The following is a 10,536-nucleotide window of genomic DNA, read 5'->3' on the forward strand; positions in this document are numbered from 1 at the left end:
AGAGACACGAAGCTCCACGATCTTCAAAATCCAAAACGATACAATGATTGCGTTAGTTCAGTCACTTCATGATTAAGAATTGTATTTGTAAATAAGCACAAAAATATCGTTAAGGTAAGATATTTACGATTTTAATTAGGTAGTTATGATCGTGAAAATTAAAAGACGTGGAGCATATATTATTTTGTTTATTTTAATTTCATAAGAAATATCTTGATATTGAGGTGAGATGGTGTAGGGTTTTATTTATGAATTTTCTGGCACGCGCAGATAAAGGTGTGAGCCATATGTGAGGTCAATCGGGCTTCCCGTGGTGTGCCACCGGCTTTTGTAGTGGTGACCAGCCAGTGCAAATTGCCGACCATCGTTGGCAACAGGTCCATCCCGGTCTTCGTATCGCAGGCTTCGATATGCCCACCAGCGCCACCGTTCCCGCGGTAAATCATCGCCGCCGGGATTCCAACAGCCCTAGGGAACTGACCTCGTCTCCATTGGTTCTACTCGTGGAGCATGAACTCGCTTCGCGCGTGAGCAGTGCCAACGAACTGCTGGATGAAGGCTACGATATTGTCGAAAGTGAAAGTGCCAGCGAGGCCATGAGTATTTTGCGCGGTCGCTGCGATTTCGATGCGATGATCGGTGACATTGACGCGGAGCGCGCTCCTGGCGGGTTGGCTCTTGTTCGCTACGCGGCAAATCACCATCCGGCGATGAAGATCCTGGTCCGGTCTGCTTGGCCGGATGCCCAAGCGGAGTCGGGCGAGTTCGCTATCGATTTTCTGCCGAAGCCATATCCCGCGGGTGACCTCGTTCGGCGCATGCATGGCCTGCTCGGCTATCGGCTTACGCCGGTACGCGAGGAGTCAGTCTATACCGGAAGGTTCTCCGAGGGCGTGGAACCTCCCCATCAAAGTCTAAAACGACGAAAGAGATCCACAATGGTTACAGATGTGAAGCCAATCTACAGCAGTTCCAACGGGGATCGCTGGCTCCTTGTGCACGACATCGAATCCGACCGATCTTTGGTCAGGCATGAACCGAACCGGTCTTCGGGGGGGAAAACAGTCGAGATCGATATTGACGACTTCATTCTGCGCGATGGTGAGAGCCCGCAAGGGATCGCGTTACGAGCATTGCTGAGCAAATAATCCTTTCTCGATAGCCTGAAGAGAAAAATAAAAGATACGGGCGCCGGCCAGGAAAAGTGACTTCCAATCTAGAAATCAACTTATCTAATTGGGTCGAACCTTAAATATCAATATGTCGGCCGTTTGGTGTAATTTTATTCTTATTTTTGATAATATTTTTCCGAATTATTTGACTTAAAATCATAAATTATTATACAATTACTGCAATAATATTAAAACTAATTTACAGAAAATCTGAGCGGAAACGATAGCTGGCGCTGGCCACAGATGGACTGACGGCGTTTGCTGGCGTGTCAGTTTGGATGAGGTCGATATGGGAAGTGCGAACGCGTGCTCCGGTGAAGCTCGTCATTCATACGCTCTGGAGCCGGCGCTGACAGCGCGACAGGATAGGGAATGAACGCTTTATTGCATCGGACGTTCGGGCTTCGCACGTTGCCACACTCATGGAGCGCCATCGCGCCGGTGCGTGAGGAATTGTTCGGCGTCGAGCGGCTCGAGCAGCATGCGCAAAGCCTCGCTGCTGCGCAAACGGTTACGAGGCGCCCGCCCACCGTTCTGCCTCTACAGACACGATTGAGCGATAATGCCACCGCGCTGCTCAAGGCATACCGGACAAGTGCTGCGGATGTCGAAAGCGGCGGCGGCGTTGTTCCGGCCGCGGAATGGCTTCTCGACAATTATCATCTTGTCGAAGAGCAGGTTCGCGAGATCCGGGATGACCTGCCGCCTGGCTATTATCGGCAACTGCCGAAGCTAGCAAGCGGACCATTCGCGGGCTATCCGCGAGTGTTCGGCCTAGCCTGGGCCTTCGTCGCACACACCGACAGCTATTTCGATCCCGAGCTATTGCGCCGGTTCATCTGCGCCTACCAGCAGGTCCAACCGTTAACGATCGGCGAATTGTGGGCCGTCGCGATCACGCTGCGCATCGTCCTCGTAGAGAATTTGCGCCGGCTCGCCGATCAGATCATCGCAGGCCGCAAGGAGCGGTCGGACGCCGACGCCCTGGTCGACAGGCTTCCTGAAATGGGGCAGGTGGCTTCCGAGCTCGATGTCCTGATGCGTCCCTCCGTGCCCTTGTCCGACATCTTTGCCGCGCAGCTCGCCAAGCGGCTGCGGGATCAGGATCCCAGGACGACCCCCGCGCTTGAATGGTTCACGGAGCGCCTGCGTCTGCAAGGCACTTCGATCGGGGAGGTGGTGCAGCATGCCCAGCAAAGGCTGGGAGCATCCAACGTCACTGTGCGCAATGTCATCACCAGCATGAGGCTGATCTCCGACATCGATTGGGCGGACCTGTTCGAGACCGTGAGCCTGGTCGACGAGCGTCTTGGCTCGGGAAGCGATTTCGCCGCGATGGACTTCCCGACGCGCAATCTCTACCGCAGCGCGATCGAGGAACTCGCTCGTGGCTCGTCCTTGACGGAACTCGAGATCACCGGACAAGTGCTGGACACCGCGCGTCGAGCTGCTGCGGCGGCGGTCGTGCCTGAGGACCGGGATCGGCTTGCCGATCCCGGCTACCATCTCATCGGGGACGGCCGGCGCGCGCTGGAGCGGGCGATCGACTTCAAGCCGCCTCCACGAACGCGGATGAGCCGCTTCGGCTTGCGGCTGGGCATCAGCGGATATGCGGGCGCTATCTTGTCCGTCACCGCTATGCTGCTCGCCCTGGCGTCATGGACGCTTGGTGTCTACGGCCTCGATGCCGGCTGGCTTGCCCTGCTCGTCCTGATCGGATTCGTGCCGGCGACCGAGGTTGCGATCGCGATGGTCAATCGCGCTGTCGCTTGGTGCTTTGGCGCGACCGCGTTGCCGGGCCTCGAACTCGCCGATGGCGTACCGCAATCGCTAAGGACTCTTGTCGCCGTGCCGACGCTGCTGACCAGTGAGGCCGACCTCCTGGAACAGGTCGAGCGACTGGAAGTGCATCACCTGGCAGGCTCAGGCGGGGACCTGACTTTCGCCCTCCTCACGGACGGCCTCGACGCGGATCGGCAGACCGTCGAGAGCGACGCCCAGCTTATCGCCGTGACGGCGCAGGCGATCGCGCAACTGAATCGACGCTACGGTCCGGGGCCCGGAGGCGACCGCTTCCTTCTGCTCCATCGTCGGCGCCTCTTCAATGAAGGCGAGAGCACATGGATGGGATGGGAGCGCAAGCGAGGCAAACTGCACGAGCTCAACAGGCTGCTTCGCGGGGCCACCGACACCAGCTTCATGGCCGTGGAAGGGCGCGCGCCGCAGGTGCCGGAGGGCGTACGCTTCGTCATTACCCTCGACGCCGATACCAGGTTGCCGCGCGATGCCGCGCGCCGTCTGGTCGGCAAGATCGCCCACCCCCTCAACAGACCCAGATTCGACGACGACAAACGACGGGTCATGAGCGGCTACGCCATACTCCAACCGCGCGTCACGCCCGCACTGCCGCTCGACCATGAAGGCTCCATCTATCAAAGGGTCTCATCGGGCCCGGCTGGCATCGATCCGTATGCAGCGGCGATCTCGGACGTCTACCAGGATCTATTCGGCGAGGGCTCCTATACCGGCAAGGGCATCTACGACGTCGATGCTTTCGAGACGGCTCTCGCTGGACGCGTGCCGGATAGCACGCTGCTCAGCCACGATCTCTTCGAGGGTGTTTTCGCCCGCGCCGGCCTTGCCTCCGACATCGAGGTCGTCGAGGACGTCCCGCCGCGATACGACGTCGCCGCAAGACGCCAGCACCGATGGATCCGGGGCGACTGGCAGCTTCTGCCCTGGGTCTTCGGCTCCTCGACCGGAGACCGGGCGATGCCGTCTCTCGGGCGCTGGAAGATGCTGGACAATCTGAGGCGGTCGCTGCTGGCGCCCTTCACGCTGCTCGCCTTCGCCCTGTCCTGGCTGATCCCGATCCCCACGGCAGTGGCCGGGCTTGCGTTCGTGCTCGCGGCCATTGCGATCCCGGCCTTCCTGCCGGGCGCTTTCTCTATATGGCCGCGCCGTGCGGGACTGCATGTGCGCAACCATCTCGGCATGCTCGGCCGTGGCCTGCGCCTCGCGGCTGCCCAGGCATTCTTTTCGATCGCCTTCCTGCCCGATCAGGCATGGCGGACGGGAGACGCGATCGCAAGAACCCTTGCGAGGCTGTTCGTCACGCATAAGCATCTTCTGGAATGGACGACGGCGGCGAGATCCGCCGCGGCACCGCGCCTGAGCGTGGGCGGCTTCTACCGCCGAATGGCGGGCGGGGTGGCGCTTGGCCTTGTTCTGACGGCACTTGCCGTTGCCGTCGCCCCGACCTCCTGGCTGCTCGTCCTGCCTTTCGCGCTGCTGTGGGCCGGCGCGCCAGCACTTGCCTTCCGCATCAGCCGCGCACCGTCCACCTCGCGCCTGCTTACGATGTCGCAGGCGGATGCGGCCGATCTGCGACTCACCGCGCGTCGCACCTGGCGGTATTTCGAGACCTTCGTCACACCGTCCGACAACATGCTGCCGCCCGACAATTTTCAGGAAGAGCCGAAGCCGGTGCTCGCGCGGCGCACGTCGCCTACCAATATCGGGCTCTATCTGCTCTCCGCCGTTGCTGCTCGTGATTTCGGCTGGGCCGGGCTTATGGAAACGATCGAGCGGTTGGAAGCCACGCTCGGCACCATGCGCAAGCTTGCCTTGTTCAAGGGGCACTTCTTCAATTGGTACGATACGCAGAACCTGCGCATTCTTGAGCCTGCCTATGTCTCGTCGGTCGACAGTGGAAATCTCGCGGGTCATCTGATCGCGCTTGCCAACGCCTGCGAGGAATGGGGGGACGCGGTACAGGCGCCGGATGTGAGGGCCGGCATGGCAGACGCCTTCTCCCTGGCTCGCGAGGCGGCCGACGCCCTGCCTGCCGGTGGGGGAGGGCCCCGGCAACCGCTCGCCGCCATTCTCGACGAGATCGAGGCCCTGCTCAACAGTCCGAGGCCGACCGAGTCGATCACCGCGCCGCTCAACAGGCTGGCCGAAAAGGCCGCCTATGCGGCCCGCGCCGCTATGCCTTTGATGAAGGACAATGGAGAAGGTGGCGCGCCCGACCTGTTGTTCTGGATCGAGGCGATGAGGCGATGCGTGATCGAGTGGGGCCGTGATCGCCTCGGCATTGCCGATGTGCCGAACCTTCTCAAGGAGCGCCTGCAAGCGATCGCCGGCACGGCGCGCGAAATGGCGCTGGCCATGGATTTCGCGTTCCTCCTCGATCCCGACCGGAAACTACTGTCGATCGGCTATTCGGTCCCCGACAATGGCCTCGACCCGAGTTGCTACGACCTGCTCGCCTCGGAGGCGCGGCTTGCCAGCCTGTTTGCGATCGCCAAGGGCGATGTTCCCACGCGGCACTGGTTCCGGCTGGGCCGCACCGCGACTCCGCTCGGAAGCGGTTCGGCATTGATCTCCTGGTCCGGATCGATGTTCGAATATTTGATGCCGTCGCTGGTGGTGCGCGCGCCGGCTGGCAGCCTGCTCGAGCAGACGAGCCGCCTAGTGGTGAGGCATCAACAGGCGTACGGACGCTCCCTCGGCATTCCGTGGGGCATATCTGAATCCGCCTACAACGCCCGCGATTTCGAGTTCACCTACCAATATTCGAACTTCGGCGTGCCGGGCCTCGGTCTCAAGCGCGGCCTCGCGGGACAGGCCGTGATCGCGCCCTACGCGACGGGGCTGGCGACCATGATCGATCCCCAGGCGGCGCGCGCGAACTATAGCCGGCTCGCTGCGATGGGTGCCCGCGGTCGCCACGGCTTCTATGAAGCGCTCGACTTCACGCGCTCCCGTCTGCCGGCGGAAGAGAAAGTCGCCATCGTGCACGCTTTCATGGCCCATCATCAGGGCATGACCATCGTCGCCATCGCCAATACCCTCCAGGAGGGACGGATGCGCGCCCGATTCCATCGCGAACCGATCATAAAGGCCAGCGAACTCCTGTTGCAGGAACGTATCCCGGACGAGATCGCCATCGCGCAGGTCCGGGCTGAGGAGGTAAAGGCGCCGCCTGTCGCAGCCATCGACGAAGTTGCCTCGGCACGGCGACTGGCCGCGTCGGTAGTAGGCCCGCCGATGACGCATCTACTCTCGAACGGCCGCTATGCGGTGATGCTGACCACCACCGGCGCCGGCTACAGCCGCTGGCGCGACATTGCCGTGACGCGATGGCGGGAGGATACGACCCGCGACGACTGGGGATCGTTCATTTTCCTGAAAGACGTCCAGACCGGAAAGACCTGGACCGGGGGCGCACAGCCGGTCGGGGACGATTCCGGGCATGGGGAAGTCCTCTTCGGCGAAGACTACGCCCACTTCATCCATCGCGACGGCAGTCTCACCACAACCATGGATGTCCTGGTCTCCGGCGAGGACGACAGCGAGGTCCGCCGCGTATGCCTGACCAATAATGGCCGCCGTCCGCGCGAGATCGAGCTCACTTCCTACGCGGAAGTGACACTGGCGGAGCCCGCCTCCGACAACGCTCACCCCGCCTTTTCCAAGATGTTCGTTGAGACCGAGCACCTTGCAGAGTTCGGCGCCCTCGTGGCGACGCGCCGGCCGAGGTCCCCTGACGAGCCGCGGCTATGGGCAGCCCATCTTACGGTGGTCGAGGGCGAAATCGCTGCCGATCCGCAATATGAGACGGACCGGGCCCACTTCCTTGGCCGCGGACGCGCGATCGCCGACGCGGCCGCCCTCAGGGACGGTCGGCCGCTCTCGAACACGGTCGGCACGGTTCTCGATCCGATCTTCTCGCTGAGGCAGCGCGTAATCGTTCCGCCCGGCAGGGTGGTACGGGTCGCCTTCTGGACCGTGGTGGCAGGGTCGCGGGCCGAGCTTTTGGATTTCGTCGATTTGCATCACGACCGCAGTTCGTTCGACCGCGCAAAGACCCTGGCGTGGACCCAGGCGCAGGTTCAGCTTCGCCATCTCGGCGTAGCGGCAGCGGAAGCGGCCGATTTCCAGCGCCTTGCCGCACCGATCCTCTACGCCGATCCGCGCTTCCGCGCTTCATCGGAAGAGCTCCTGCGTGGGGCTGGCCCTCAGTCCGGGTTGTGGCCACATGGAATCTCCGGCGACCTGCCGATCGTCGTGCTGCGCATCGACGACATCGCGGACATCGCCCAGGTCGGACAATTGCTCCGTGCCCATGAGTACTGGCGCATGAAGCGCCTCGCCGTCGATCTCGTCATCGTCAACGAGCATGCCGCCTCGTATATCCAAGATCTACAGATCGCGATCGAGATGGCCGTGCGCAGCAGCCAGTCCCGGCCAAGGCTGGGCGATGCCCAGGCGAATGGCTCGGTTCACGTGCTGCGGGCCGATCTCATGAGCGTCGAGGCTCGGTCCCTGCTGCATGCGGCGGCTCGAGTCGTGCTCCACGCCCGTCGCGGGCCGATTGCCGATCAGGTCGGGCGCCCTTGGCCTAAGGTCGTGTCGCCTCGTGGTCGGCGGACTGAGGCGACCAGACCTCCCGGATTGTCACGGCCAGCGCCACCCGAACTTGAATTCTTCAACGGCCTTGGCGGCTTCGACAAGGATGGGCGGGAATATGTGACCATCCTCCACGGCGCGCGCGCCACGCCCGCACCCTGGATCAATGTTATCGCCAATGACGGTTTCGGATTCCAGGTCTCGGCCGACGGTGCAGGCTATAGCTGGGCGGAGAACAGCCGCGAGAACCAATTGACGCAATGGTCGAACGATCCAGTTGCGGACCCCTCAGGCGAAGCGATCTATGTACGCGATGAGGTCACAGGCGATCTTTGGAGCCCGATGGCACAGCCCATCCGCGATGGGGGCACCTATGTCGCGCGGCACGGCTTCGGCTACAGCCGCTTCGAACACGAGGCGAACGGGATCGCCCTCGACCTGCTGCAATTTGTGCCGCTTTCCGACCCGATCAAGATCTCACGCCTGACGTTGCGCAACAATTGCGCGCAGTCGCGCCGGCTATCGGTCACAGCCTATGTCGAATGGGTGCTGGGCACGTCGCGCGGCGCCTCCGCTCCCTTTGTCGTGACGGAGGTCGATACGGTCACCAGCGCCATCTTCGCTCGCAATCCCTGGAGCACGGCTTTTCCCGACCGTATCGCCTTTGCCGATCTCGGCGGGCGTCAGACTTCGTGGACAGCCGATCGTAGCGAGTTTCTCGGTCGCGGCGGTGGGCTAGGTACGCCGGCCGCACTCGTCGACGATTATGGGCTGTCGGGTGGGGCGGGAGCCGGCCTGGACCCCTGCGCGGCGCTTGCCACGAGCCTCGAGCTCGGCCCGGGCGAGACGGTGGAGATCGTGTGGCTGGTCGGCCAGTGCCGTTCAGCGAAAGAGGCGCGCGAACTGATCATGCGCTATCGCAATACCGATCTCGACGCGGTGCTGGCATCGGTGACCGAACATTGGCAGGCTTTGCTCGGCTCGATCCAGGTCAGGACGCCGGATCGTACCATGGACCTGATGCTGAACGGCTGGCTGCTCTACCAGGCGCTTGCCTGCCGCATCACGGCCCGCTCGGCCTTCTATCAGGCGAGCGGCGCCTACGGCTTCAGGGACCAGCTCCAGGACGGCATGGCACTATCCTTTGCGGCTCCCGAAGAGACCCGCTGCCATCTCCTGCGCGCGGCTTCGCGGCAGTTCATCGAGGGCGACGTGCAGCATTGGTGGCTTCCCCATTCTGGCCAGGGCGTGCGCACGCGCATTTCCGACGATCGTGTGTGGCTTGCCTTCGCCACCGCGACCTATGTCGCTGCCTCCGGCGACCCCGCCGTGCTGGAAGAGGCGGTACCGTTCCTGGAGGGGCCGCCGCTCGGCGAGGGCGAGCGTGACGCCTTTTTCCAGCCCTCGATCGCCGACGAGCGGAAGTCGCTGTTCGAGCATTGCGCGCGAGGCCTTGACCAATGCCTCGAACTCACCGGCGAACACGGCCTGCCGCTGATGGGGACCGGCGACTGGAACGATGGCATGAACCGGGTTGGCGAAGGTGGCCGGGGCGAGAGCGTCTGGCTCGGCTGGCTGCTGGTGCGCGCAATCGCACTTTTTGCTCCTTTTGCCGACAGCCGCGATCCCGCCCGTGCCGCCCGCTGGCGCGTGCATGCCGCCTCCGTCCAAGCCGCGATCGAGCGTTACGCCTGGGATGGCGAATGGTATCGCCGGGCAACGTTTGATGATGGAACGTGGATTGGCTCGAAGGAGAGCGAGGAATGCCGGATCGATTCCATCGCCCAGTCCTGGGCGGTGCTGTCGGGTGGCGCGGATCGCGCGCGCGCCGTGCAGGCGATGGCCGCCCTCAATAGACATCTAATTCGTCGCGAGGACGGTCTGGCGCTGCTCTTCACACCGCCTTTCGACACGGCCTCTCGCAATCCCGGTTACATCAAGGGCTATCCGCCGGGCCTGCGCGAGAATGGTGGGCAATACAGCCATGCCGCCATGTGGGCGATCATGGCCTTTGCAAAGCAGGGGGACGGTACGGCGGCTGCCGACCTGTTTTCGCTCCTCAATCCGATCAATCATGCGCAGACGCCCGACGCGGTCGAGCGCTACAAGGTCGAGCCTTATGTCATCGCCGCCGACGTCTATTCCGTTCCGCCCCATTTGGGACGAGGGGGGTGGACCTGGTATACGGGCTCGGCCGCGTGGATGTATCGCGCCGGCGTCGAAAGCATCCTGGGCATTCGCCGCGAGGGCGCCTACCTTGTCGTCGATCCCTGTATCCCTGCCGCGTGGCCGGGCTTCGAGGCTACGGTCAAAGTTGCCGACACCCAATATGCCATTCGTGTCGAGAGCCCATCCGATACGGGTTGCAGCGTTGTCGAGGCTCTCCTCGACGGGGCACCTCTCGGATGCGTCGAAGGAGGCGCTCGTGTCCCGCTGGACGGAGGAATGCACAATCTGCGGATCATTCTCGGGGGAAAGATCCTTCTCGGCGCATGAACTCTTCGAGCAGACGCGGCCAAGGCGCCGGCAGTCTAGAGCATCGTGCCGATATTATGAAGCATATCCTGCATCCTTGAAGTAGTTTTGACATTCGCGTGGCTCGAAGAGTTTGCAGATGTCGTGGAGGGCTTTGAACAGGGTATCGAAGGTTCGAGCTGCGGCTTTTCGCAAATGCGCCTTGAGCTTGGAGAAGGCCATTTCGATGGGGTTCAGGTCTGGCGAGTACTGCGGCAGGAACAGCATCCAGGCCCCGCGCGCCCGGATAAGGGCTTCGGCCTTTGCACTTTTGTGGACACTGAGATTGTCGAGGATAACGATGTCGCCAGGCCGCAAGGTCGGCGCCAGCTGGGTTTCGACATAGACATTGAAGGCGGCACGATCCATCGCGCCCTTGATCACCCAAGGAGCGCTCAGCCCTTGGTGACGCAGGCCCGCGATCAGGGTCTGGGTC

General features: G+C 62.3%; 3 protein-coding genes. 2 read left to right on the forward strand and 1 reads right to left on the reverse strand.

The window, feature by feature from the left end; genetic code table 11:
• Positions 1-347 precede the first annotated feature (347 nt).
• Entirely contained in the window at positions 348-1,148 is an 801-nt protein-coding gene (locus ACTJKX_RS34705; RefSeq protein WP_440728099.1) for a hypothetical protein, read from the forward strand.
• Positions 1,149-1,544: 396 nt separating this feature from the next.
• Positions 1,545-10,082: a GH36-type glycosyl hydrolase domain-containing protein gene (locus ACTJKX_RS34710; protein ID WP_440728100.1), complete on the forward strand. Its 8,538-nt coding sequence runs from the start codon at positions 1,545-1,547 to the stop codon at positions 10,080-10,082.
• Between the two features lie 54 nt (positions 10,083-10,136).
• On the opposite strand, the gene ACTJKX_RS34715 is transcribed toward ACTJKX_RS34710, so the two are convergent.
• Positions 10,137-10,536, reverse strand: a 400-nt coding sequence (locus ACTJKX_RS34715; RefSeq protein ID WP_440725774.1) for a transposase, incomplete at its 5' end; no start/stop codon positions are given.

It is taken from the genome of Labrys sp. 22185, from assembly GCF_052045555.1.
In the GTDB taxonomy this organism is placed as follows: domain Bacteria; phylum Pseudomonadota; class Alphaproteobacteria; order Rhizobiales; family Labraceae; genus Labrys; species Labrys neptuniae.

Excerpts from the sequence above, each read along its gene's own strand:
- ACTJKX_RS34710 (WP_440728100.1), top strand. The coding sequence starts at position 1,545 with ATGAACGCTTTATTGCATCGGACGTTCGGGCTTCGCACGTTGCCACAC.